Origin of the sequence: Bradyrhizobium sp. WSM1743 (genome assembly GCF_000473065.1) — a bacterium.
Classification (GTDB): Bacteria; Pseudomonadota; Alphaproteobacteria; order Rhizobiales; family Xanthobacteraceae; genus Bradyrhizobium.
In genome coordinates, this window is sequence record NZ_AXAZ01000088.1 from 1 (window position 1) to 24,011 (window position 24,011).

20 protein-coding genes are annotated in these 24,011 nt (G+C 63.8%); 9 read left to right on the top strand and 11 right to left on the bottom strand.

The features are described from left to right. Positions 1–333: 333 nt before the first annotated feature. The 3 genes from ahcY to YU9_RS0133950 form a co-directional block, all read right to left on the bottom strand. The gene (gene ahcY, locus YU9_RS0133940) at positions 334–1,755 is read right to left on the bottom strand and encodes an adenosylhomocysteinase (protein WP_027576756.1); all 1,422 of its coding nucleotides are present in this window, start codon (positions 1,753–1,755) and stop codon (positions 334–336) included. A gap of 124 nt (positions 1,756–1,879) precedes the next feature. After that, entirely contained in the window at positions 1,880–3,076 is a 1,197-nt protein-coding gene (gene metK, locus YU9_RS0133945; RefSeq protein ID WP_027576757.1) for a methionine adenosyltransferase, read from the bottom strand. A 60-nt stretch (positions 3,077–3,136) separates the two neighbouring features. Beyond that, a complete protein-coding gene (locus YU9_RS0133950; protein WP_027576758.1) occupies positions 3,137–4,492 on the bottom strand; it encodes a hypothetical protein in 1,356 nt (451 codons plus the stop codon). A 166-nt stretch (positions 4,493–4,658) separates the two neighbouring features. Between YU9_RS0133950 and YU9_RS0133955 the strand changes: the two genes are divergently transcribed. Further along, positions 4,659–6,377 carry a caspase family protein gene (locus YU9_RS0133955; protein ID WP_027576759.1) on the top strand — a complete coding sequence of 573 codons (1,719 nt, stop codon included), beginning with the start codon at positions 4,659–4,661 and terminating at the stop codon, positions 6,375–6,377. Between the two features lie 170 nt (positions 6,378–6,547). On the opposite strand, the gene YU9_RS0133960 is transcribed toward YU9_RS0133955, so the two are convergent. The 6 genes from YU9_RS0133960 to YU9_RS0133985 all read right to left on the bottom strand — a co-directional run bounded on the left by YU9_RS0133960 (position 6,548) and on the right by YU9_RS0133985 (position 12,479). Next, the gene (locus YU9_RS0133960) at positions 6,548–7,663 is read right to left on the bottom strand and encodes a cobalamin-independent methionine synthase II family protein (RefSeq protein ID WP_027576760.1); all 1,116 of its coding nucleotides are present in this window, start codon (positions 7,661–7,663) and stop codon (positions 6,548–6,550) included. A 72-nt stretch (positions 7,664–7,735) separates the two neighbouring features. Beyond that, a complete protein-coding gene (locus tag YU9_RS0133965; protein WP_027576761.1) occupies positions 7,736–8,452 on the bottom strand; it encodes an ABC transporter ATP-binding protein in 717 nt (238 codons plus the stop codon). Beyond that, positions 8,445–9,200 (bottom strand): ABC transporter ATP-binding protein, encoded by a 756-nt coding sequence (locus tag YU9_RS0133970; protein WP_027576762.1) that lies wholly within the window; start codon positions 9,198–9,200, stop codon positions 8,445–8,447. The genes YU9_RS0133965 and YU9_RS0133970 overlap by 8 nt, the downstream gene beginning before the upstream one ends. Next, positions 9,197–10,225, bottom strand: a complete 1,029-nt coding sequence (locus tag YU9_RS0133975; RefSeq protein WP_027576763.1) for a branched-chain amino acid ABC transporter permease — start codon at positions 10,223–10,225, stop codon at positions 9,197–9,199. Before YU9_RS0133975 ends, YU9_RS0133970 begins: the two co-directional genes overlap by 4 nt. Positions 10,226–10,233: 8 nt before the next feature. Further along, the gene (locus YU9_RS0133980) at positions 10,234–11,103 is read right to left on the bottom strand and encodes a branched-chain amino acid ABC transporter permease (protein WP_027576764.1); all 870 of its coding nucleotides are present in this window, start codon (positions 11,101–11,103) and stop codon (positions 10,234–10,236) included. Positions 11,104–11,300: 197 nt separating this feature from the next. Beyond that, positions 11,301–12,479, bottom strand: coding sequence for an ABC transporter substrate-binding protein (locus YU9_RS0133985; RefSeq protein ID WP_027576765.1), 1,179 nt, complete (start codon positions 12,477–12,479; stop codon positions 11,301–11,303). A 581-nt stretch (positions 12,480–13,060) separates the two neighbouring features. On the opposite strand from YU9_RS0133985, the gene YU9_RS0133990 reads away from it, so the two are divergent. Further along, positions 13,061–13,354 (top strand): hypothetical protein, encoded by a 294-nt coding sequence (locus YU9_RS0133990; RefSeq protein WP_027576766.1) that lies wholly within the window; start codon positions 13,061–13,063, stop codon positions 13,352–13,354. Positions 13,355–13,469: 115 nt separating this feature from the next. Here the strand turns inward: YU9_RS0133990 and purU are convergent, their stop codons facing one another. Continuing rightward, on the bottom strand, positions 13,470–14,333 hold the full coding sequence (purU, locus tag YU9_RS0133995; protein WP_027576767.1) for a formyltetrahydrofolate deformylase: 864 nt from the start codon (positions 14,331–14,333) through the stop codon (positions 13,470–13,472). 153 nt (positions 14,334–14,486) lie between these two features. Between purU and YU9_RS0134000 the strand changes: the two genes are divergently transcribed. Continuing rightward, a complete protein-coding gene (locus YU9_RS0134000) occupies positions 14,487–15,329 on the top strand; it encodes a uroporphyrinogen-III synthase (RefSeq protein WP_027576768.1) in 843 nt (280 codons plus the stop codon). A 120-nt stretch (positions 15,330–15,449) separates the two neighbouring features. Then, positions 15,450–16,712, top strand: a complete 1,263-nt coding sequence (locus YU9_RS0134005) for an MFS transporter (protein WP_027576769.1) — start codon at positions 15,450–15,452, stop codon at positions 16,710–16,712. Here the strand turns inward: YU9_RS0134005 and YU9_RS0134010 are convergent. Beyond that, on the bottom strand, positions 16,709–17,383 hold the full coding sequence (locus YU9_RS0134010) for a Crp/Fnr family transcriptional regulator (RefSeq protein ID WP_027576770.1): 675 nt from the start codon (positions 17,381–17,383) through the stop codon (positions 16,709–16,711). The genes YU9_RS0134005 and YU9_RS0134010 overlap by 4 nt on opposite strands. A 336-nt stretch (positions 17,384–17,719) precedes the next feature. Here YU9_RS0134010 and YU9_RS0134015 point away from each other — a divergent pair, with 336 nt between their 5' ends. The 5 genes from YU9_RS0134015 (at position 17,720) to YU9_RS0134035 (ending at position 23,984) form a co-directional block, all read left to right on the top strand. After that, entirely contained in the window at positions 17,720–18,541 is an 822-nt protein-coding gene (locus YU9_RS0134015) for an ABC transporter ATP-binding protein (RefSeq protein ID WP_027576771.1), read from the top strand. Further along, positions 18,538–20,469, top strand: coding sequence for a long-chain fatty acid--CoA ligase (locus tag YU9_RS0134020; protein ID WP_027576772.1), 1,932 nt, complete (start codon positions 18,538–18,540; stop codon positions 20,467–20,469). The genes YU9_RS0134015 and YU9_RS0134020 overlap by 4 nt, the downstream gene beginning before the upstream one ends. A 217-nt stretch (positions 20,470–20,686) precedes the next feature. Next, positions 20,687–21,580, top strand: coding sequence for a branched-chain amino acid ABC transporter permease (locus YU9_RS0134025; protein ID WP_027576773.1), 894 nt, complete (start codon positions 20,687–20,689; stop codon positions 21,578–21,580). A gap of 3 nt (positions 21,581–21,583) precedes the next feature. Then, complete coding sequence (locus YU9_RS0134030; RefSeq protein ID WP_027576774.1) at positions 21,584–22,657, top strand: branched-chain amino acid ABC transporter permease; 1,074 nt, start codon at positions 21,584–21,586, stop codon at positions 22,655–22,657. 43 nt (positions 22,658–22,700) lie between these two features. Continuing rightward, positions 22,701–23,984: an ABC transporter substrate-binding protein gene (locus tag YU9_RS0134035; protein ID WP_027576775.1), complete on the top strand. Its 1,284-nt coding sequence runs from the start codon at positions 22,701–22,703 to the stop codon at positions 23,982–23,984. Positions 23,985–24,011: the final 27 nt, after the last annotated feature.

The following is a 24,011-nucleotide window of genomic DNA, read 5'->3' on the forward strand; positions in this document are numbered from 1 at the left end:
AGCGCAGACCTCCCGAGGTAAGACCGACCGCCTTCACCGCACGCCCGCCGGATTTACCACCCCGACCCTTGATGACCATGGACTTCGCAATCATGTGCTTGCTCGTCCGGCCGGGTAGGCCTCGTTATCCGGTTCTTGTCCATCGGGTCGCGGCTTTGCCCCGCGCTGTCTTCAGACCCCATCTCGCGATGACGCCCTTGCGCTTCGCTAATCCTTCGCCGTCATCAGGCTGGATAGAGGACTTCCACCTCCAAGCTGTCGTTCATACTCGGCACACACAAAGAAGCCCCGGATTGCTCCGGGGCTTCTTGCGTTCCTGATGGACGCCGCGTCTCAGTACCGGTAGTGATCCGACTTGTACGGACCTTCCACCCTCACGCCGATATAGTCGGCCTGGTCCTTACGCAGCTCGGTCAGCTTGACGCCGATCTTGGCGAGGTGCAGGCGGGCGACCTTCTCGTCGAGGGTCTTGGGCAGCACGTAGACCTTCTTCTCGTACTTGCCGTCCTTGTTGTTGGCGAACAGCTCGATCTGCGCCAGCGTCTGGTTGGTGAAGGACGCCGACATCACGAAGGACGGATGGCCCATCGCGTTGCCGAGGTTCACGAGGCGCCCCTCAGAGAGCATGATGATGCGGTGCTTGTCGGGAAATTCAATCTCGTCGACCTGCGGCTTGATGTTGGTCCACTTCAGATTACGGAGCGCCGCGATCTGGATCTCGTTGTCGAAGTGGCCGATGTTGCAGACGATGGCGCGATCCTTCATCGCGCGCATGTGCTCGATGGTGATGATGTCCTTGTTGCCGGTCGCGGTGACGAAGATGTCGGCGCGAGGCGCGGCGTCTTCCATGGTCACGACCTCGTAGCCTTCCATCGCGGCCTGCAGCGCGCAGATCGGATCGACTTCGGAGACCATGACGCGGCAGCCGGCCTGGCGCAGCGAAGCGGCCGAGCCCTTGCCGACGTCGCCGAAGCCTGCGACCATCGCCACCTTGCCCGACAGCATCACGTCGGTACCGCGGCGAATGCCGTCGACCAGCGATTCGCGGCAGCCATAGAGGTTGTCGAACTTCGACTTGGTGACGCTGTCGTTGACGTTGATGGCGGGAAACAGGAGCGTGCCCTTGTTGGCCATCTCGTAGAGGCGATGCACGCCCGTGGTGGTCTCTTCCGAGACGCCCTTGATGTTCTTGGCGATCTCGCCGAAGTAGCCCTTCGGCTTCTCCTTCAGCAGGCGCTTGATCAGCGCATAGAAGATCTCCTCTTCCTCGGAAGCAGGCTTGTCGAGGAAGGCAGTGTCGCCGTTCTCGGCACGGACGCCGGCATGCACCAGCATGGTGGCGTCGCCGCCGTCATCGAGGATCATGTTCGGCGTGCCGCCGCCATGCCAGTCGAACAGCTTTGCGGTATAGTCCCAGTATTCCGTCAGCGTCTCGCCCTTGACGGCGAAGACGGGAATGCCGGCGGCGGCGATCGCGGCCGCAGCGTGGTCCTGGGTCGAATAGATGTTGCAGGAGACCCAGCGGATGTCGGCGCCGAGGGCGGCGAGCGTCTCGATCAGCACCGCGGTCTGGATGGTCATGTGCAGGGAGCCGGCGATGCGCGCGCCCTTCAGCGGCTGCTTCGGGCCGAACTCCTCGCGGGTGGCCATCAGGCCGGGCATCTCGGTCTCGGCGAGCGAGATCTCCTTGCGGCCGAAATCGGCGAGCGAAATGTCTTTGACGATGTAATCGGTGAAGCCGGGCTTCGCGTTCATAGGGGGTTCCTGTTTGTTGGGCTCGTCATTCCGGATCGCTCGTGACACGAGCGAACCCGGAATCCGTAAGGTTCGAGATTCCGGGTTCGCCGCTGTCGCGGCGCCCCGGAATGACGCAAGAGAGTTAGAGCGCGCGCTTGAGCTGCTCGACGAGGTCGGTCTTCTCCCAGGAGAAGCCGCCCTCGTTGTCGGGCGTGCGGCCGAAATGACCGTAGGCCGAGGTGCGCGCGTAGATCGGGCGATTGAGGTCGAGATGGGTGCGGATGCCGCGGGGCGTGAGATCCATCGCCTTGGCGGCGGCCTTCTCGAGCTGGTCCTCCGACACCTTACCGGTGCCATGGGTGTCGATGTAGATCGACAGCGGACGCGCCACACCGATGGCATAGGCAAGCTGCAGGGTGCAGCGATCGGCAAGACCGGCCGCAACGATGTTCTTGGCGACATAGCGCGCGGCATAGGCCGCAGAGCGGTCGACCTTGGTCGGATCCTTGCCGGAGAACGCACCGCCGCCATGCGGGGCCGCGCCGCCATAGGTGTCGACGATGATCTTGCGGCCAGTCAGGCCGGAGTCACCGTCGGGACCGCCGATGTAGAACTTGCCGGTCGGGTTGATGTGCCAGATCGTCTTCGGCGTGATCCAGTCCTTCGGCAGCGCCTCGCGCACGTAGGGCTCGACGATGTCGCGCACCTGTTTGGAGGTGAGGTCCTCGATCAGATGCTGGTGCGAAACCACGATCTCGCGTACGCCGACCGGCTTGCCGTTCTCGTACTGCACGGTGACCTGGCTCTTGGAGTCCGGACCGAGCACCTTCTCCTTGCCGGAGTGACGGGCTTCGGAGATCAGGCGCAGGATCTTGTGAGCGTAGAAGATCGGCGCCGGCATCAGATCGGGCGTCTCATTGGTGGCGTAGCCGAACATGATGCCCTGGTCGCCCGCGCCTTCTTCCTTGACCTCGCCCGGCTGCAGCGCATCGACGCCCTGAGCGATGTCGGCCGACTGCGGATGCAAGAGAATCTCGATGTCGCAGGTCCTCCAGTGGAAGCCCTCCTGCTCGTAGCCGATGTCCTTGATCGCGCCACGCACGACGCTCTCGATCTGCTCATTGGTCACCGATTTCGGACCGCGGGTCTCGCCGGCGATCACCACCTTGTTGGTGGTCGCGAGCGTCTCGCAGGCGGCGCGAATCTGCCAGGGATCGATGCCCGCCTTCGGCCCTTCTCGATAGAACAGGTCGACGATCTCATCGGAGATCCGGTCACAGACCTTGTCCGGATGGCCCTCGGACACGGACTCGCTGGTGAAGAGATAGGACGCGCGCATCAGTAACCCCTTGTTCCGCCGCTAGCCGGCGGGCGTTTGCGATGTTTACTTTTGGTGATGTCAATCACGCCGACGCGAGATGACGTAGGATTCGTCGAGAAACCAGAGCCCATTGTACTTTCGCAGCACGTCCCTGGCGGCATCCAGAGTGCGGCCGTTCTGAGTCATTTCTGTCAACCGGTCGTCCTCAATCTGAGCGACATACACCGCCGCATTCCACGCTGCAAAGGCCGTCGAGGTTCCGATGGTGCCGGTGACCTCGTTGGGCAGCGCTTCCATATCATACCTGAAGATCGAACGGTTATCCGCGTAGGCATTAAAATTTAAGTCGCGGCCCACCGATCCAAGTTCATACTTAACTGCACGCAGTAGCTCATGACGGCTGACTGAGAAAGGATTTTCTCCGGGCCAGATCGCCTGGATCATTTCCATGCCCGGATCTTGCCCGTGGGAGTGGATTCCGATCAGCCTGCCGCCCGGCCGAAGCGCCCGCGCCAGGGGTGCAATGATCCGCTTGGCCCGGAAATTGACCGAGGACAGAGCGCGGTAGGGCTGGGATGCGATGACAAGGTCGAAATTGGCTTCGGTTTGGCCCGGCCGCGGAATGGTCGAATCCAACAGGAATCTGTGGTCCTCGCGATAGAGCACGAGGACGACGGGCCGCTCGTAGAGCGGCATGGCCGTGCGTGGGCTGATCGCGGCGCGCCAGTTCTGCTCCAAGAACGGCCTCAGCTCCGCGATCTGCTGCTCGAATTCGCCCGATGAAGCGCCGCGGAGCGACACCTCGTGCCAGACCGTGGCGGCCGCCGCCGCAGGCGATGCCGGCGTCAGCCAGGGCGCCTCCGCGTAGAACATGTTGGTGAAGACGAACACCGACGCCGGATGCTCGAAAATGCGGTCCGGCACCTTCTCCAGGGTCAGGCGCAGGTCCTCGAGGCTGAGCTCCTTGCCGGCGACATAGAAGGGCATGTGTGGAAAGCGCTGGTGCGTTGCGCGCAGCACCCGCGCCAGCACCGTGCCGTCACCGACGCCGGCGTCGAACAGGCGCAGCGCCGGCGGGCGCGGATGGATGGATGAGAGCTCCAAGGCAACCCGGTCCGCGATCACCCGCTTTTCGCTGCAGGTGTGGACGAACAGCAGGTATTTCTGGCGGTTCTCGAAGAAGCGGAAATTGCCGCGCGGATCACGCTTTTCCGGCGGCACCTGAAGTCCCCGCGGCGGCGGCACGCCGCCGGCCATTGACGCAGCCATGTAGGCCTGGATCCGCTCCAGCGTGTCGATGGTAATGCGCTTCCCCTCGCGCAGGCGATGAACCAGCTTCCCATCATTCACCGCGCGCCGGCCGAAGGTCGATTCCGCCATGTCCGCCTTGCGGCAGAACTCGGTGATTTGGCTCAGGATTTCGTCGTTCTTCATGAGTGGGAAGCGGTGGGCAGCAAGGTTGGGTTCTACGTTTTAGCAAATTCTGCCCACTCATGGAATAGCGAATCCGGGCGCCGGATGCGCTCGCGGGGGAGCCGTGAACCCCTGGGCCTCGCCGAGCAACAAACAAGCGCTCCTCCTCTCGCATGAGACCATCGCCATGCGCCGCCTCCTCGTCGCGCTCTGCCTGCTCATCGTCGCGCAATGGTCCGCGCCCGCGGTCGCGCAGGCACGCAATCAGCTCGGCCCGCTCTGCACCACCGAGACTACGCCGGCAGACAAGATGGTCGACGCCTGCACCAAGATCATCGCGCTGAAGGTCTTCAAGGGCGAGCAGCTCGCGACCGTCTTTTTCTGGCGGGCCGTGGGCTGGAACAAAAAGGGCGACTACGCCAAGGTCATCGCTGATGCCACGGAGGCGATCCGGCTGCAGCCGAGCCAGGCGGTCTATAACCTCAGGGGCTCGGCCTATTACGACAAGGGCGACTACGACATCGCGATCGCCGATTTCGACGATGCGCTGAAGCTCGGCCAGCCCAGCGGCATCATCTTCCACAATCGGGGCAACGCCTGGCGCGGCAAGCACGACTATGCCAAGGCCATTGCCGACTATGACATGTCGATCAAGGCCGATCCAAAATCGGCATTCTCGTTCCAGAACCGCGGCATCTCGAAACAAGCGCTCGGCGATCTCGACGGTGCACTCGCCGACATCAACCAGGCGATCCGGCTTGATCCCTCGCTGCCGCAGCCGCTGATCAACCGCACCGCGATCTGGCGCGCCAAGGGCGATCTCGATCGCGCCATCGCCGATGGCAGCGAGGCGATCCGACTCGCCAAGGAAAAGCCGCCGGTCAACATCATGACGCCAGCGAACAGCGTACTGATCTCCGGCTACACCCATCGCGCGCTGGCCTATGAAGCGAAGGGAGACTACGCAAGCGCGCGCGAGGACTACAAGGCGACGCTGGCGATCGTGGCGTCCGACGCCGGCAGCAAGGCCAATCAGGCTACCGCAAGGGTGCGCCTGTCGCTGGTGACGGACGCGAGCGCACCGATTCCGCGCGATGCGCCCTCACCCACAACGCAGCCGACGACCACTCCAGCCCCGCAGCAGACTGGCGCGGCGCCGGCCCTCTCACCCGCTTCGGCCGTTCGCGGCACGCGCATGGCGCTGATCATCGGCAACGGCGCCTATGCACACGTCAAGGCGTTACCCAATCCGGCCAACGACGCGCGTGCCATTGCGAAGAGCCTGCGCGACATCGGCTTCACCGTGTCGGAGGGCGTCGATCTCGACCGCGCCGCGATGCAGAAGATGACGCGCGACTTTCTACGCGAGGCGGCGCGGGCGCAGGTGGCGGTGGTCTATTATGCCGGCCATGGCGTGCAGGTCGACGGCCGCAACTATCTCATTCCGGTCGACGTCGCACTCAGGCCGGGCGCGAGCATGACGGAGGCGATGATCGATATGGACACGATCATGGCCGGCCTCGACGACCAGGTCCGCACCAACATCTTGATCTTCGATGCCTGCCGCAACAACCCGATGGCGCAGCAGGTCGCATCTGCCGGAAACAATCGCGGCATCGAGGGTGCCTCGGGCCTCGCCGCGCCAACGAGTCTCGGCACCGGTGCGACGTTAGGGGCCGGCACGCTGATCGCATTCGCGACCGCGCCGGGCCAAGTGGCACTTGACGGCGAAGGCGCCAACTCACCGTTCTCCGCCGCCCTCTCGCGCCATATCGGCACCCCCGGGCTGGAGGTGCAGCAGATGCTGACGCGGGTGCGGGCCGAGGTGGTCTCGACCACGAAGAACAAGCAGGTGCCGTGGTCGAATTCATCGCTGCTGGGCGAGGTCTATCTGGCGGAGAAGTGAGAGGGTTGCGTGCCCCGGACGCAGCGCAGCGCTTCTTGAGCGGTGCGCTGCCGAGCCGGGGCCCATCTCTCCGCCACTCAGCTCGTTGCGCTCTGGGTCCCGGCTCTGCGCACAACGCAAGAGCGTTGCAGCGCGTCCGGGACACGAGCGAGGCGGGCGGCGGGGCCTAGTTACCCCCACACTTCCTTCGCGATCTCCACCGCAAGGCTCAGCTTGGCCCACTGCTCCTCCTCGGAGAGGATGTTGCCCTCTTCCGTCGAAGCAAAGCCGCATTGCGGGGACAGTGCGAGCTGCTCCAGTGGCGCAAACTTGGCGGCTTCTTGCAGGCGGCGCTTGATGTCGTCCTTCTTTTCGAGCTCACCGAACTTCGAGGTGATGACGCCGACCACGACGACCTTGTTGCCCTTGGGCAGGAAGCGCAGCGGTTCGAAGCCGCCGGCGCGGTCGCTGTCGTACTCCAGGAAGTAACCGTCGTAATTGGTGCCGGCGAGCAGTGTCTCGGCCACCGGCTCGTAGCCGCCCGAGGAGATCCAGGTCGAGCGGAAATTGCCGCGGCAGACATGCGTCGTCACCACCATGTCGGCAGGCTTCTCGGCCAGCGCGTAGTTGATGATGCGGGCATAGATCTGCTGCAGGCCGTCCGGATTGTCGCCGCGCTCGCGCGCCTTCTGCAATTCGTCCTGTGAGCAGAGATAGGCCCAGACGGTGTCGTCGAACTGGAGATAGCGGCAGCCGGCGTCGTAGAACGCCTTCACGGCCTTGCGATAGGTCTTGCCGAGATCTTCGTAGAAGGCATCGAGATCGGGATAGACGTCCTTGGAGATCGACTTGCGGCCGCCGCGGAAGTGGAGCACCGCTGGCGATGGGATCGTCATCTTGGCGGTGACGTGGGCCTGGTCGGCGACCTTCTTCAGGAAGCGGAAGTGATCCAGCATCGGGTGGTTATCGGGAAAGTCGAGCTTGCCGATGACGCGGACCGCATCGTGACGGGTCTGCACGCCCGTGAACTGGATGCCGGTGTCGGGGTGGAACAGCTCGCAGCCGGTGAGCTTGGCCAGGAAGTCGAAATGCCACCAGGAGCGGCGGAACTCGCCGTCGGTGGCGAGCTTGAGCCCGATCGAGGCCTGCTTGTGCACGACCTTCTCGATCTCCATGTCCTCGATCTTGCGCAGATCGTCAGCCGAGATCTCGCCCTTCTCCAGCTTCGCGCGGGCTTCCTTGATCTTGGCGGGGCGCAGGAGGCTGCCGACCTCGTCGGCGCGGAAGGGGGCTTTGGTTCGCTGCATTCTTGTTTCTCCCGAATTTTCAGTCGGCGCTCGTTGTACTCCCTCTCCCCGCAAGCGGCGAGAGGCTGAAGATTAGTGGGCGGCCGCTCCGGCAACGCCGAGGTGGCGCTCCAGGACCGAGGGGTCGGCCTTCAGCGCGGCACTCGGGGCGTCATGGACGATCGTTCCGCGCTCCAATATCACAACGCGGTCGGCGAGCCCCAGAATCTTTTGGGCATTCTGCTCGACGATGATGGAGCAGATGCCCCCTGCCCGGGTAATGGTGCCGATCGCCTTGAGAAGCTCCTCGACGATGATGGGGGCGAGACCCTCGGTCGGCTCGTCCAGCAGGAGGACCTTCGGGTTGAGTGTCAGTGCGCGGCCGATCGCCAACATTTGTTGCTCGCCGCCAGAGAGCTGGTTGCCGAAATTGCTCCGGCGCTCCTTCAGCCGCGGGAACATCTCGTAGACCTTCTCCACCGTCCATGGGCCCGGCTGGGCCACGGCGGTCATGTTTTCCTCGACCGTGAGCGAGCGGAAAATGTTGCGCTCCTGCGGCACCCAGCCGATGCCCACGCGCGCCCGCTGGTCGGGCCGCATGGCCGTGACGTCGGTGCCGGCGAGCGCAATGGAGCCGGAGAAGCGGCGGGTGACACCGACGATGGAGTTGATCAGCGTGGTCTTGCCGGTGCCGTTGCGGCCGAGCAGCGCCAGCACCTGGCCTTCTGCAAGGCGCAAGGACATCTTCGGCAGTACCACCGCCTCGCCATAGCCGGCACGAAGCGAGTCGATTGCGAGCAGGTCAGACATTGACCGCCTCCTCGCCGAGATAGACCGCCTTCACCTGCGGATCGCGCGCGACCTGCTCGGGCGGCCCCTCGGTCAGCAAGGCGCCGGAGACCAGCACCGAGATGCGATCGGCAAAGGAGAAGACGAGGTCCATGTCGTGCTCGATCAGCAGCACCGTGACATCCCGCGGCAGCGCGCCGACGACGGCGAGAATGTCGTGGCGCTCGCTCTCGGGCACGCCGGCGGCGGGCTCGTCCAGCAGCAGCACGCGCGGCTTGGCCGCGATCGCGACCGCGATCTCCAGCAGGCGCTGCTTGCCGTAAGGCAGCGTCACGGTCTCTTCGTTCATGAGGTCGAGCAGATGGAAGCGCGTCAGCAGCTCGGCGATCTCGCCGTTGACGTCGCCGCGCGTGCCCATGCGCCGCCACCAATCGCCGCCATGGCCGAGGCGCTCTGAGACCGCAAGGCCGATGGTCTCGAGCGGGGTCAGGTCGGGATAGAGCTGGTTGATCTGGAAGGTGCGCGACAGGCCGCGCAGCACGCGCTTGTGCACGGGCAGGTCGGTGATGTCCTGGCCCTCAAGCAGGATGCGGCCCGAGTTCGGCTTCAGGACGCCGGTGAGCTGGTTGATCACGGTGGTCTTGCCGGCGCCGTTGGGGCCGATCAGAGCGTGACGGGCGCCCTGCTCGATCCTGAGTGACAGGTCGCGGGTGACGCGCAGACCGCCAAACGTCTTTTCGAGGTTCCGGGTCTCGAGGGCGATGGTCATGCGTCGCTCTCCGGCACGGCGACGACGGCTTTACGTCCCGCCACCTGTCTGATGATCAGGTTCGGCACATACAGCACCCAGCGATGCAGGCGCTGGCGGCCGACCAGCACGATGACGACCAGCACGAGGCCGATCCAGAACTGCCAGTATTGCGGCGTGATGGTGGAGAACAATTCCTGGAGCATGCGGAACACCACCGCGCCGATCAGCCCGCCATAGAGATAACCGGTGCCACCGATGACGAGCACCAGCATCAGGTCGGCCGAGCGCTCGAAGGCGAACACGTCGAGTGAGGCGATCGCCGTGGTCTGCGTGAACAGCGCGCCCGCGATGCCGGCATAGAAGGCCGCGAGCGTGTAGATCGCGATCAGGCGGCGGTTGACGGGGATGCCGATGGCGGCTGCGCGCAGCGGGTTGTTCTTGATAGCGCGCAGCGACAGCCCGAACGGCGAATGGACGACGCGGCGGGCGAACAGGAACAGCACGAACAACACGGCCAGCGAATAGAAGAAGCCGGCCTTGCCGAACATGTCGAACGGGATCTGGCCGAAGATCGGCTGCATCTCGATGCCTTGCAGACCGTCGGTGCCGCCGGTGATGTTGGAGAAGCGTTCGGCGAGCGCCTCCAGCAGCAGCGCAATGCCAAGAGTCACCATCAGACGGGTCAGGTCGACACCGCGGATCACCAGGAAGCTGGTGGCGAAACCGAGCACCATGGCGGCGAGGCCTGCGACGATCAGTGCGAGCACGGGCTCGTTGATGATCCCGTGCAGGGCAAGAAGTCCCGCCGCGTAGGCGCCGACACCGAAGAAGGCGGCGTGGCCGAGCGAGACGATGCCGGCATAGCCGAGGATGAGATCGAGCGACATCGTGAACAGCGCCAGCCGCAGGATATCGGTCATGATTAGATAGCGCGACGGAAATACGAAACCGCAGGCCAGCACGATCAGCCAGAAGGCGAATTCGCCATAGTGCCAGCGCGCCTGGCGCTGGGCGTGATAACCGACGTCGGAAGCAGCGCTCATCGGCGAACTCAACGCGCGGCCGTGCGGCCGAACAGGCCGTTTGGGCGCCAGATCAGGATCACGATCATCATGGTGTAGATCACGAAGGGGCCCATCTTCGGCACGTAATATTTGCCGGCGACGTCGCCGATGCCGAGCAGGAGCGAGGCCAGGAACGGACCTGTTATCGAGGAGGAGCCGCCGACGGTGACCACGATCAGGAAGTAGATCATGAACTTCAGCGGGAAATACGGATCGAGCCCGAGGATCTCTGCACTGAGCGCGCCGCCAAGACCGGCGAGCCCGCAACCGAAGGCAAAGGTGAAGGCGAACACCTGCGGCACGTTGATGCCAAGGCCGCTGGCGGCGCGCGGGTCGTCGACCGCGGCCCGCAGGCGGCTGCCAAAACGGGTCTTCGCCAGCACCATCTGGAGTCCGATGGTGAGCAGGCCGCAGATCACGATTATCATAAGGCGGTAGCGGCCGATGCCGACACCGAACAGGTCGAACTGGCCCTGGAGCGCGGCCGGCAAATTGATGAAGACACGCGAGGAGCCCTGGATGTAATCGACGGCGGCCACCGACATGAAGGTCAGGCCGATCGTGAACAGCACCTGGTCGAGATGGCTGCGCGTATAGAGGTGACGGTAGAGCGTGCGCTCGAGCGCAATACCGATCGCGGCCGACGAGACGAAGGCAAGCGGCAGCGCGGCGAAGAACGGCCAGCCCATCCGGTTGACCAGCACCATGCAGACATAGCCGCCGGCCATGGCGAAGGCGCCGTGGGCAAGATTGACGAAGTTCATCAGGCCGAGCGTGACCGCGAGCCCGCAGGCGAGCACGAACAGCAGCATGCCGTACGCAACGCCATCGAACAGATTGGTGAGGATTGCGGTCATCGAGCGTCGAAGGTCCTCTCAAGTGTGGCCAAGGGCCGTGCTGCACTCCCTCTCCCGCTTGCGGGAGAGGGTTGGGGAGAGAGTCTTTCCACTGAGGGACTCCCGACGAGGAGAGAACCCTCACCCGGCGCTCTGCGCCGACCTCTCCCGCAAGCGGGAGAGGTCGGGAGAGCCCCGGGACGACGCGCTTTCGCGCGTCACTTCTTGGTCTTGCCGAGGTCCTTGACGGCCTCGAAGGTCGCGAACTCGACATTGTAGAGCTCGCCATCGACCTTCTCGACCTTGCGGATGTAGATGTTCTGCACGATGTCGCGGGTCTCGGGGTCGATCGAAATCGGGCCGCGCGGGCTTTCCCACTTCTGGCCCTTCATGGCCTCGATCAGGTTGTCGCCGTTGGTATCGCCACCGGTCTTCTTCAAGGCCTCGTAGATCAGGTGGATGCCATCATAGCCGCTCACCGCCATGAAGCCCGGGCGGTTGCCGAACGCCTTCTTGTAAGCGGCGACGAAGTCCTTGTTCATCTGCGAGGGGTGCGCCGCCGAGTAGAGATGCGCGGTGACCGTGCCGAGCACGGCGTCACCCATGTTGTTGAGCAAATCGTCATCAGTGACGTCGCCGGGTCCGATCACCTTGATGCCGGCCTTGTCGAGGCCACGCTCGGCATATTGCTTCATGAAGTTGCCGCCCTGTCCCGCCGGCACGAACACGAAGATCGCGTCAGGCTTGGCATCCTTCATGCGCTGGAGGAACGGCGCGAAGTCGGGGTTTTGCAGGGGAACCTTGACCTCTTCGACCACCTCACCGCCGCCGGCGGTGAAATGCTGCTTGAAGAAGTTCAGCGCGTCGTTGCCCGGTGCGTAGTCCGAGGTCAGCGTCGCGACCTTCTTGATGCCGTTCTTGACCGCCCAGTCGCCGATGATGGTCGAGGACTGTGCCAGCGTGAAGCTGGTGCGCACGATATAGGGCGAACGCTCGGTGATGATGGAGGTGCCGGCCGCCATCACGACTTCCGGAATCTTGGCCTGCGTCGCGAGCGGCGCGGCGGCGAGCGCCGCCGGCGTAACGCCGAAGCCGGCAATGAAATTGACCTTGTCGTTGACGATCAGCTCCTGCGCGGCGGTCTTGGTCTTGTCCGGGATCGCGGCGTCGTCCTTGACGATGATCTCGACCTTCTTGCCGGCGACCGTGTCGCCCTTCTGCTGCATGTAGAGCTTGATCGCGTTCTCGATCTGCTTGCCGGTCGAGGCCTGGCCACCGGTCATCGGCAGGATCAGCCCAACCTTGACGCTGTCTGCGGCCTTGGCGGGCGCGACGGCTACGAGGCCTGCGATAGCAGCGACCGCTGCGGCGCGTGAAAAAACCCTGCGTTCGAACATCAGATGTCCCTCCCCTTCATTCCTGACCTCTTGTGAGCCGGACCGAGTGCCCGGTCCTTGCCGCTCTTCACTCACGGACAAGCCATGCCGTGCGGCCACATGGCGTCCTCTGCAACCCCGTTGTCAATCGGACGTTGGGCGACCATTCGGCGCAAGCCGCGTGGCCGGCCTCGAATCCGGCAGGGAGGGATTTGTACGATTGTACAAATAAAATGGTCCTGTCAACGAAAAGCCTCGTGGCGCTTGGGGCGGTTGGGCAATGGCTTGCGATGCGCCACCTTAAGAAGGCCACACGAGGCCGTGGATGAGAGGATTCCACCTCCCATTTGCAGAATCTGGACATCTCAAGTGCTTCGCGGCGAGGCCACTCGGTGATGCTGACCGAACGAGAAATATGCGGTGTATACCGTACCAGCTACAGCCATCCCTTCAAGGGCTAGTTATGCTTACTAAAATACCTTCCCTGTATACATCGTCGCCACCCTCGAATAGGCCAATTTTACATATTGAGAGCTATGCTTCGCCACTGACGCCCGCCCCGGCGCTCCCTCATCCGCGCCCGATCGGGCACGAACTAGAAGATGTCCATGCGTTCCCGTTCGCTTTCGATCGCCGCCGCAATCGCCCTGCTAGCTCCCAACCTTGCAGGCTGCGGGACGGTCAATGAAAAGCTCTCCGCCGGCATGGGGGACTACGTCCCGAAATGGGCCGGCGGCCTGCCCGCCGATGCTCCGCCGCGACCGGGTACGCCGCAATACGACGCCTACATGAAGGAACGCGAGCGCAAGCGGCTAATGCCCGCGGCCGATCGCGAGAAGGAAGAGCAGGCCCAGAAGGGCGCGACGACGGCTACGTCGGGCAACGCGGTGCGCTAGCCCTCGCCGTCATTCCGGGGCGCGCGAAGCGCGAACCCGGAATCTCGAGATTCTCAGGTGCGCAATTTGCGCACCTTAGTTCGATGCTGTCGCATCGCCCCGGAATGACGGTGCCCTAATCCACGAACACCACCGTCTTGCGGCCGTTGAGAATGACTCGGTCGTCGAGATGGTAGCGTATGGCCCGTGCCAGCACGCGGCGCTCGATGTCGCGGCCCTTGCGGACCAGATCTTCCGGCGTGTCGCGATGGCTGATGCGCTCGACGTCCTGGTCGATGATCGGGCCCTCGTCGAGATCGCGCGTGACGTAATGCGCGGTAGCGCCGATCAGCTTGACCCCGCGTTCATGGGCCTGGTGATAAGGTTTTGCGCCCTTGAAGCCCGGCAGGAACGAGTGGTGGATGTTGATGCAGCGCCCCGACAGCTTTGCCGAGAGATCGTCGGACAGGATCTGCATGTAGCGGGCGAGTACGACGAGATCGGTCTTCGTCTTGCCGACGAGATCCATGATCTGCGCCTCCTGCTCGCGCTTGGTCTCCTTGGTGACAGGCAGGTGGTGAAACGGGATGCCACCGAAATCGAGCCCCGCATAGACCTCGCGCGGATGGTTGGAGACGATCGCAGTCGGAATCATCGGCAGTTCGCCGGTGCGCCAGCGATAGAGGATGTCGACCAGGCAGTGGTCGGATTTCGACACCAGCAGCATCACCTTGCGATGCGCAGCCCGGTCGCGCATCTGCCACTCCATGCCGAAACGCTCAGCGATCGCGGTAAAGCCGGTCTGGAGCGCCGACAGTTCCACGGCAAGATCGGCCGCTGTGAACACCACCCGCATGAAGAAATTCTCGGTCTCGACGTCGTCGAACTGCTGAGCGTCGAGAATGTTCTGTCCGTTGTGGGCGAGGAACGTCGACACTGCCGAGACGATGCCGGGGCGATCCGGACAGGACAGGGTCAGGACATATTGATGGTCGGGCATGTTGATGAACAGGCTTGGCTCTTGATGAAGGTTTGTGCAGCGGAACTATCCACGATTTGCGCCCTGCTCTAGCACCGAGACAACCCTTGCGCCAATCCCGCGCGCAGAGTCAGGATGAACGGACGATTGCGATTGTCTGACCGGAGATACCCCATGGCCGACCGCCTGAACGGCTACCGCATATTGATTCTGGAAACGCGGGAGGAGGCGCAGTTTTCGAAGCTGCTGGTCGAGCAAGGCGCGGAGGTCGTGCAATGCCCGATGTTTACCATCCATGATGCGCCGGACCCGGCTCCAGTCGAGGCCTGGATTCGCCGTGCCATCGACAAGCCCTTTGACGATCTCGTGCTGATGACGGGCGAAGGCCTGCGTCGCATCATGAAGCTCGCCCGCGCCCGCGGGCTCGACGCCGCCCTTATCGAAGCGCTCGCCAGAGCGCGCAAATTCACCCGCGGCCCGAAGCCGGGCAAGGCGCTGCGCGAGATCGGTCTCGAAGCGCAGCAGACCACGGAGAAGCCGACCACCGAAGGCGTGATCGAGATGCTGGCCAAGCTCGACCTGAAAGGACGGCGCCTCGGTCTCCAGCTCTATCCAGACAAGGATCACCGCGCGCTGGCCGGCGCGCTCGCCGCGCAAGGCGCCGCCGTCGATACCGTGCTGCCCTATGTCTACGATTCCAAGGCTGCGGATGCGAACATCGTCGCCGCCATCGACGACATGGCCTCGGGGCGGATCGATTCGCTCGCGCTGACCAATCTCGGCCAGGTCCGCCGCCTGATCGAGGCCGCAAAAGCACATGGCAGCGAAGCGAAACTGCGTGCAGGCCTCGAACGGACGTTGATCGCCTCGGTGGGGCCGGCGGTCTCCGGTGAGCTCGCCGCGCACGGTCTGCGCACGGACGTCTCGCCGGCGGAGGACGCGTATTTCATGCGTCCGCTGATCTCGGCGATGGCCGCGGCGCTCGCGGAGCGGAAGCCGAGAGCCACGGCGAGGTAAGAGCCGAGCGCGGGGGCGGCCTGCGGCGACTGCGATTGACACAAGCATCGCCAGCGCTAGGTTGCGAGCAAGAAGAAACAACAAGGGCAAGGGAATCGCCGTGACACGCGTCATCGCGTCGTGAGCGCCACAGCACGACCTTCGGCGCTCGCGCCATTCCGCATACGCAATTATCGCTTCCAGTGGCCGTCCGACCTGCTCACCTCCTGGGCCTTCGAGGTCGAGACGCTGGTGCTCGGCTGGTACATCATCGTCGAGACCGGCTCGGTGCTGCTGCTCACCGTGCTTGCCTCACTCCAGTTCGTCGGAACACTGGTCGCGCCCGTATTCGGCATGATCGGCGACCGCATGGGTCATCGCGATCTCCTGGTCGTGATGCGTCTCGCCTATACGGCGCTCTCGTCGACCATCATGGTCCTGGCGCTGACCGGTCATTTGTCCCCGCTCAGCGTCATGGTGATCGTCGCGATCATGGGCCTGATTCGTCCCTCCGATCTCGGCGTCCGCGGCGCGCTGCTGGCCGAGATCATGCCGCCCGAGCAATTGGTGGGGGCTATCAGCGTTGCGCGCACGACCCAGGACAGCGCCCGCATCGCCGGAGCATTGACGGGCGCCGGGCTGTTCGCCGTCCTTGGCATTGGCCTCGTGTATGTGGCGATCGCCGGTCTCTACCTCGTGGCTGCGCTTCTGATGCTCTGCCTGACACGGCCGAAAAGGCCCGTCATCACGAGCGGTCTCCCGGCGAACAGTCACGCCGTTTCGAGATTGCTGGGCGATCTGAAGGAAGGCATCGTCTATGCCTGGAATGGCCCGGGAATGCGCGCGGCGCTGTGCGTCGCCTTCCTGGCCAATCTCACCGCATTTCCCTTCACGGGCGGATTGTTGCCCTACATCGCGCGGGAGATCTTTCATACCGACCAGACCGGCCTCGGTTATCTCTCGGCGAGCTTCGCCGTCGGCTCGCTGATCGGCTCCATCACGCTCAGCCTCGTCAGTGGCGTGCGCATTGCCCGGCTCCTGATCGGCGCGACGCTGGCCTGGTACGCCATGCTGCTGGTGTTCGTCGAGGTTAGGACCTTGCCGGTGGCGATGGCCTGCCTCGTTCTCGCCGGCATCGCCCAGAGCATGTCGATGATCTCGGCTGCCGTGATCCTGATGCGCACCGCGAGCGCACATCTGCGCGGCCGCGTCATGGGGGTACGCATGATGGTGATCTATGGCTTGCCGATCGGCCTGCTCGCGGCCGGCAGCCTGATCGACATCATCGGCTATTCGGCGACGGGTTCGCTCTATGCCGCCGCAGGATTCGTCGCGATGACGGCGATCGCGGTGCGTTGGCGCGCTGACCTCTGGCCAGTCCATGCCCCCGCAAACACGCGCTAATCCCCGTACCCGCGCAGGCGCTCAATATCGAGGATGGTAACCCCGCCATATTCCAGCCGCAGCAGCCCCTCTTTCTCCAGTCGGTTCAGCGCGCGGTTGGCGTTCTGGCGGGACATTCCGGAGAGCGCTCCGATCTCCTCCTGCGTGATCTCCAGATGTGCGGTCGATTCCGGATAGAGGATCGGGTTGAATAGCGAGGCGATGCTGCGGGCGAGGCGGGCGGTGGCATCGAGCGTCCGGTTGACCTCGAGCATGCCGATGAACTGGCCGAGCCGTTCATTGAGCTGGCGCACCAGAAAGCGGTTGAAGCCGACGCTGTTCTCGAACAGCCACATGAAGGCGCTGCGTTCCATCAGCGCAACGCGGCTGTCACGCAGCGCGACCACGTCATAGCGCCGCGGCTCGTTCTTGAGCACACTGCCCTCGCCGAACCACGCGCCTGCCGTCAGCCCGGCAAGGCTGGTCTCCTTGCCGTCCCGCGAGACCCCGCCCATCCGGGCAAGGCCGCTCACCATGCCGGTCCAATAGGCAAAAATATCGCCGCGCATGAACACGGTCTCGCCGGTGCCGTAGGACCGCTCCGTGATTCCGGCCCGCGCGACCTCGATCTCCGCTTGTGTGAGCTCCCGCGACCAGGCGGCGACGCGCTTCAGATGATCTTCTGAAATCATGATCTCGCGGCCAGCCGCACCGTTTCGTCACTCCGCCTTCTGTTGCATTGCAACATCATGGTTTCGACCGCCATTCGACCAAAAGATGAAAGCCGCCGCCGCCCGAAAAACTTTGTCGCAGAATTGTCAGCCGGGAGACATTTCAAATTAGCGCTTTCCCCTATTGAGGACCACCTCGGGCGATGCGGCTTTTGATCCCAAACGGGAGCGAGAGCGGTGCGGCTCCGGTCGAGACCATCTGCTGCATGGCCTCACCGCCACCGCCGTACTAGGATCGCCTGACAGGAACGGACGAAGAGCGCCAATCAAGCGCCATCACCGGGAGGGATTCGTTTGGTGGCTACCAGTCTCGAAGTGCGCGGCGTGTCCTTGCGATTCGGCGGCGTGCGTGCGCTGACCGATGTCAGCTTCGCCATCAGGGAGGGCGAGCTGTTCTCGATCATCGGCCCCAACGGCGCCGGCAAAACCTCGATCGTGAACTGTATTTCCGGTCGCTACAAGCCGACCGAAGGTCAGCTGTTCTACCAAGACCGCGACATCACCGGTTTGACGCCGAATGCCCGCGCCTCGCTCGGCATCGGCCGCACCTTCCAGAACCTGGCGCTGTTCCACCACATGAGCGTGCTCGACAATATCATGGTCGGCCGCCATCACCTCCTGAAGAACAATTTTCTCACGGGCTCCCTGTACTGGCTCACCGGCGCGCGCAAGGAGGAGCTCGAGCACCGGCGCAAGGTCGAGGAGATCATCGACTTCCTCGATCTCCAGTCCGTGCGAAAAGCCACCGCCGGCACCCTCTCCTACGGCCTGCGCAAGCGCGTGGAGCTCGCCCGCGCCATGGCGCTGGAGCCGCGCCTCATCCTCCTCGACGAGCCCATGGCCGGCATGAATTTCGAGGAGAAGGAGGACATGGCCCGCTACATCGTCGACCTCAACGAGGAGTTCGGAATGACGGTGGTGATGATCGAGCACGACATGGGCGTGGTGATGGACATCTCCCATCGCGTCATGGTGCTGGATTTCGGCAAGAAGATCGCCGAGGGCGATCCGGCCACCGTACTCGCCGATCCCCACGTCAAGCGCGCCTATCTCGGCGAAGAGGACGAGGTGCTGGTCGATCCCGACGATGCTGCTCCGGCGCAGGAGAGCGCGGCATGATGGATTATGCAGGCCGCGTCGCGCAGGCCGACACCTATCCGAAGATGCTGCGGCTCAACGCCAGGGAGCACGGCAACGAGATCGCATTGCGCGAGAAGGATCTCGGGCTCTGGCGCATCTTCACCTGGGACGACTACCAGACACGGGTGCGCGATTTCGCGCTTGGCCTGGTCGAACTCGGTCTTGGTCGCGGTGATGTCATAGGCATCATTGGCGACAACCGGCCGGACTGGGTCGCGGCGGAGGTCGCAACCCACGCGATCGGCGGACTGAGCCTCGGGCTCTATCGCGACGTGCTGGATGAGGAGGCTTCCTATCTCCTCAATTATGGCGAGGCCCAGCTGGTCTTCGCCGAGGACGAGGAGCAGGTCGACAAGCTGCTCACCCTTGCCGAGCGCGTGCCGAAGCTGAAGCACATCATCTATTCCGATCCGCGCGGGATGCGGAAGTATGACGACCCGCGCCTGATGTCGGCCAAAAAGCTCGCCGAACTCGGCCGCGCCCGCGCAGCGCGCGAGCCGGAGCTTTACGATCGACTCGTCGACGCGACCAAGGGCGAGGATGTCGCGATCCTCTGCACGACGTCAGGCACCACCTCGCATCCGAAACTTGCGATGCTCGCCGCCGGCCGCGTGCTCGGCCATTGCGCGACCTATCTCGCCTTCGATCCGAAGGGCCCCGATGACGAATACGTCTCGGTCCTGCCGTTGCCTTGGATCATGGAGCAGGTCTATGTGCTCGGCAAAGGCCTCTTGTGCCGGATGAAGATCAACTTCGTCGAAGAGCCGGACACGATGATGAACGATCTGCGCGAGATCGCACCGACGTTCGTGCTGTTCGCGCCCCGCGTCTGGGAATCGATCGCTGCCGACGTCCGCGCCAAGGTGATGGACGCAACGCCCTTCAAGCAGCGCCTATTCGATGTCGGCATGAGGTCGGGTCTCGCCGCGCTCGAGCAGGGCAAGCACTCCGGCTTTGCCGACGCGATCCTGTTTCGCGCGCTGCGCGACCGCCTCGGCTTCACCCGCCTTCGGTCGGCCGCCACCGGCGGCGCGGCGCTGGGTCCCGATACCTTCAAGTTCTTCCAGGCCATGGGCGTGCCGCTACGCACGCTGTACGGCCAGACCGAGCTCTTGGGCGCCTACACGCTGCACCCCGACGGCAAGGTCGATCCTGACACGACGGGCGTACCGATGGCCGATACCGTCGAGATCCGCATCGACAATGCCGACATTCACGGCGTCGGCGAGATCGTGGTGCGCCATCCCAACATGTTCCTCGGCTACTATAAGAATCCCGAAGCGAGCGGTGCCGATATGAAAGACGGCTGGCTCCGCTCCGGCGATGCCGGCTATTTCAACGGCGACGGGCAGCTCGTCGTCATCGATCGCATCAAAGATCTCGCCGAGACTTCGCGCGGCGAGCGCTTCTCGCCGCAATTCATCGAGAACAAGCTGAAGTTCTCGCCCTATATCGCAGAAGCCGTGGTGCTTGGCGCCGGCCGCGACGCGCTCGCGGCGATGATCTGCATCCGCTACTCCATCATCTCGAAATGGGCGGAGAAGAACCGGCTCTCCTTCACAACCTACAGCGACCTCGCCTCGCGGCCCGAGGTCTATGCGCTGCTGCAGAAGGAGGTCGAGACCGTCAACGCCACGCTGCCGCCGGCCCAGCGCATCGCGCGCTTCCTGCTGCTCTACAAGGAGCTCGATGCCGACGACGGCGAGCTCACTCGGACCAGAAAGGTCCGCCGCAGCGTCATCAACGAGAAGTACGAAGGGATCATCGACGCGATCTACCGCGGCGTCGCAGATATTCCTGTCGACACCGTGATCCGCTTCCAGGACGGCACCACGCAGCGGGTGCGCACCACGCTGCGCGTGGTGGACCTCGGCGGCCACGGTCACATGGCGGAGGCTGCGGAGTGACGTCGTTTTGCAGCGAGCTGCCGGCCGATGCGCCCTCTCCCCTTGCGGGAGAGGGCATCTCCGCCATCAGCCACACCCTCACTCGGGTGAGGGGTCCTCTCTCCGCAGCGTCACTGCGGAGGCAACCCCTCACCCGGCTTCGCTTCGCGAAGCCACCCTCTCCCGCAAGGGGAGAGGGTGCACCGTCATTGCATCTGCATTTTGCGCGGATATCGATATGAACACCGCCTTCCTCATCCAGCTCCTGGTCAACGGCCTCGTGGTCGGCACGCTCTATGGCGTGGTCGCGATGTCGTTCGTGCTGATCTACAAGGCGACGCAGGTCGTCAATTTCGCGCAAGGCGAGCTGCTGCTGGTCGGCGCCTGGGTCTGCTGGGCGCTGCTGGCGAAATACCAGGTGCCGTTCTGGATCGGCATGCCGATCACGCTGGTGTTCATGTTCGTGTTCGGCATCGCCGTGCAGGTTCTGATCCTGCGGCCGATGATCGGCGAGCCCATCATCTCCGTGATCATGGTCACGATCGGCTTGTCGACGGTGTTGCAGGCTACGCTGAAGTGGATGTTCGGCGTCAACCCGCAGCCGTTCCCGCGCGTGTTCGAGAGCCAGTCGGTCAGCCTGTTCGGTCTCCAGATCCAGACCGTTTATGTGATGAGCCTCGTGGTCTCGGTCGCGATGATGATCGGCATGGCCTGGTTCTTCCGCGCCTCGAAGTACGGCCTCGCGATGCGCGCCACCGCGTTCAACCAGCAGGTCGCGCAGTCGCTCGGCATCTCCGTCAAGAGCGTGTTCGCGATGGCCTGGGCGATCTCGGCGACGGTGTCGGCGGTCGCCGGCGTCGTCGTCGCGGTCGTGAACGGCGTATCCTCGGGCCTTGCCGCGTACGGCATCAAGGTGTTCCCGGCGGCGATCCTCGGCGGGCTCGATTCCGTCGGCGGCGCCGTGCTCGGCGGCATCATCATCGGGCTGCTCGAGAACGTCGCCCAATATGTCGACAGCCAATATCTGCACTGGGGCAATCTCTACGAGATCGCGCCGTTCTACGTTCTCATCATTGTGCTGATGATCAAGCCCTACGGCCTGTTCGGCACCCACGACATCGAGCGGATCTGACCCATGGCCGGCCCTGCCCTCATCCCCGCTGGTGATTTCCGCACCTCCTACGCGGCCGACACCACGATCTTCCCGACCATCACCAGCCGCAATTTTGCAATCGCAGGCGTGCTGCTGCTCTGTCTCGCGCCGCAATTCTTCAGCGGCTACTGGCTCAGCATTTTGATCCAGATCGGCATCTTCTCGATCGCGGCGCTCGGCCTCAACATCCTGGTCGGCTTCACCGGCCAGATCTCGATCGGGCACGCCGCCTTCTTCCTGCTCGGCGCCTTCACCTCGGCCTATATCTCCAACAACGCGCCGATTCCGGTGTTCTTCGCGATTCCGCTCGCGGGCGTCGTCACCGCCCTGGTCGGGCTGATCTTCGGCATCCCGGCGGCGCGGCTGAAGGGCCTCTACCTCGTCATCGCGACGCTGGCCGCGCAATACATCCTGCTCGACTTCTTCTCGCGCGCCGAGTGGTTCTCCGGCGGCTCGGTGCCGGCGAGCGCCGAGCCGTTCTCGATTTTCGGCTACACGCTACGTGGCGATAAGCAGTATTTCTACGTCGTGCTGGCCTATGTGCTGGCGAGCTACATCCTCGTCACCAACCTGATGCGCACGCGCGACGGCCGCGCGCTGGTGGCGATCCGCGACCATTATCTCTCAGCCGAGATCATGGGCATCAACCTCACCAAGTACCGCACGCTGTCGTTTGGCCTTGCCGCCTTCTTCGCCGGCATTGCAGGCGCGCTCTATGCGCACTATCAGCTCGTTGTCTCCCAGGAGGGTTTCGGCATCGAGCGCTCGATCCTGTTCCTGGCTATGATCATCATCGGCGGCACCGGCTCGATCATGGGCACGCTGATGGGCACTGCTTTCGTGGTCCTGCTGCCGGAGTCGATGGAATTCCTCAGCCTGTATTTGAAGGGCGGAGCAATCGACAAGGCGCTGTCGCTCAACAACAACATCACCTTCCTGCGCGAGATCGCGATCGGGGTGATCATCATCGCATTCCTGATGTTCGAGCCCGACGGCCTCGCGCATCGCTGGCGGCAAATCAAGGCGTATTGGAAACTCTACCCGTTCTCGCATTGAGCCCGGGCAACTTCACTTAAACAATAACAGGAGGAACCGCCCCATGACGATGAAGTCCCTTTTGAGCACCGCATCGCTCGCGCTTGCGATTGCCGCACTCTCGGCCGGCGCGCAGGCGCAGATCGCGATCGGACACCTCGCCGATTATTCCGGCGGCACCTCCGACGTCGGCACGCCCTTTGGGCAGGCCGTCGCCGATACGTTCGCCTGGGTCAACAAGAACGGCGGCATCGGCGGCAAGCAGGTCAACCTCGACACCAACGATTATGGCTATCAGGTGCCCCGCGCGATCGCGCTCTACAAGAAGTGGTCGGCACCGGACACCAAGGTCGCCGCGATCATGGGCTGGGGTACCGCCGACACCGAGGCGCTGACCGGCTTCCTTGCCCAGGACAAGATCCCCGACATGTCAGGCTCCTATGCCGCCGCCCTCACCGATCCTGAAGGCATCAGCGGCAAGGCCAAGCCCGCTCCTTACAATTTCTTCTACGGCCCGAGCTATTCGGATTCGCTGCGCGCGATGCTCTTGTGGGCGGCCGAGGACTGGAAGGCCAAGGGCAAGCCCGGCAAGCCGAAATTCGTGCACATGGGCGCCAACCATCCCTATCCGAACGCGCCGAAGGCCGCCGGTGAAGCGATGGCGCAGGAGCTCGGTTTCGAGGTGCTGCCGCCGCTGATATTCGCGCTGACGCCGGGTGACTACAGCGCGCAGTGCCTCAGCCTGAAATCGTCAGGCGCCAACTACGCCTATCTCGGCAACACCGCGGCCTCCAACATCTCGGTGATGAAGGCCTGCAAGACCGCCGGAGTCGAGATCCAGTTCCTCGGCAATGTCTGGGGCATGGACGAGAACGCCGCCAAGACGGCAGGCGATGCCGCCAACGGCGTGATCTTCCCCTTGCGCACCGCGGTGAGCTGGGGCGGCGATGCACCCGGCATGAAGACCGTGATGGAAATCTCCAAGATGTCCGACCCGACCGGCAAGGTTTATCGTCCGGTGCATTACGTCGCCGCCGTCTGCTCGTCGCTGTACATGAAGGAAGCGATCGACTGGGCCGCCAAGAACGGCGGCGCCACCGGCGAGAACGTCGCGAAGGGCTTCTATCAGAAGAAGGACTGGGTGCCGGCCGGAATGGAAGGCGTCTGCAATCCCTCCACCTGGACCGAGAAGGACCACCGCGGCACGCTGAAGGTGGATCTCTATCGCACCAAGATCTCTGGCGCGACCGATGGCGACCTCAACGACCTCATGGCCAAGGGCACGATCAAGCTCGAGAAGGTCAAGACCGTCGAGCTGCCGCGCAAGCCGGAACTGCTGGGGTGGTAACGCAAACTCGGACGTCATGGCCGGGCT